1 protein-coding gene is annotated in these 1,382 nt (G+C 42.2%); it reads left to right on the top strand.

Going from position 1 to position 1,382, the window contains the following annotated elements; all coding sequences use genetic code 11:
- Positions 1–86: 86 nt before the first annotated feature.
- Positions 87–1,298, top strand: a complete 1,212-nt coding sequence (gene bluF, locus E0D98_RS24200; RefSeq protein WP_001299269.1) for a blue light-responsive regulator BluF — start codon at positions 87–89, stop codon at positions 1,296–1,298.
- The last annotated feature ends 84 nt before the right edge of the window (positions 1,299–1,382 follow it).

The raw sequence follows: 1,382 nt of genomic DNA on the forward strand, positions 1-1,382 counted from the left end.
GTTATGTTTTGGTATTAAAAGAAAGACACAAGAAGATATGTCTGTTACCGTCTTACTCTCGCCTCACCCATTACCCTGGATTGTTAATGCTTACCACCCTTATTTATCGTAGCCATATACGTGACGACGAACCTGTCAAAAAAATCGAAGAAATGGTTTCGATAGCAAATCGCAGGAACATGCAGTCTGACGTAACAGGGATCTTACTGTTTAATGGTTCTCATTTTTTCCAGCTTCTGGAAGGTCCGGAAGAACAGGTTAAAATGATATATCGGGCTATATGCCAGGATCCACGGCACTATAATATTGTTGAGCTGCTGTGCGATTACGCGCCTGCTCGCCGTTTTGGCAAAGCGGGAATGGAATTATTTGATTTGCGCCTGCACGAGCGAGATGACGTTTTACAGGCCGTATTCGACAAAGGCACATCAAAATTTCAGCTAACTTATGATGACAGAGCGCTACAATTTTTTCGTACTTTTGTCCTTGCAACCGAACAATCAACCTATTTCGAGATCCCTGCCGAAGACTCCTGGCTTTTTATCGCTGACGGATCTGATAAAGAACTTGATTCCTGTGCCCTTTCACCAACTATAAACGACCACTTTGCCTTTCATCCTATTGTCGATCCCTTATCGCGGCGGATAATCGCTTTTGAAGCCATTGTGCAAAAAAATGAAGATAGCCCATCAGCCATAGCGGTTGGGCAGCGTAAAGACGGGGAAATCTACACAGCGGATCTCAAAAGTAAGGCGCTTGCATTCACGATGGCACACGCACTTGAGCTCGGTGATAAAATGATTTCAATCAATCTATTACCTATGACCCTGGTTAACGAACCTGACGCAGTCTCTTTTTTACTTAATGAAATAAAGGCCAATGCTCTGGTGCCTGAACAAATCATCGTTGAATTTACTGAAAGTGAAGTCATATCTCGGTTTGATGAGTTTGCCGAAGCGATTAAATCGCTAAAGGCTGCTGGTATCAGTGTAGCAATTGATCATTTTGGCGCAGGTTTTGCTGGTTTGTTACTCCTGTCACGCTTCCAGCCTGACAGAATTAAAATCAGTCAGGAATTGATTACCAATGTTCATAAAAGTGGGCCACGGCAGGCAATTATTCAGGCGATCATAAAATGCTGTACATCACTTGAAATTCAAGTCAGTGCTATGGGCGTGGCAACACCAGAAGAGTGGATGTGGCTTGAATCCGCAGGAATTGAGATGTTTCAGGGAGATCTGTTTGCTAAAGCTAAATTGAATGGTATCCCTTCCATAGCGTGGCCAGAGAAAAAATAATTTTCAGCACATTCTTTCACATGATTTCAGTAAATCATCGTGAAAATGAATACGTTACGTTTAAATTTAATCCACATTAAAAAT

Source organism: Escherichia sp. KCJ4928 (genome assembly GCF_004352695.1).
In the GTDB taxonomy this organism is placed as follows: domain Bacteria; phylum Pseudomonadota; class Gammaproteobacteria; order Enterobacterales; family Enterobacteriaceae; genus ECMA0423.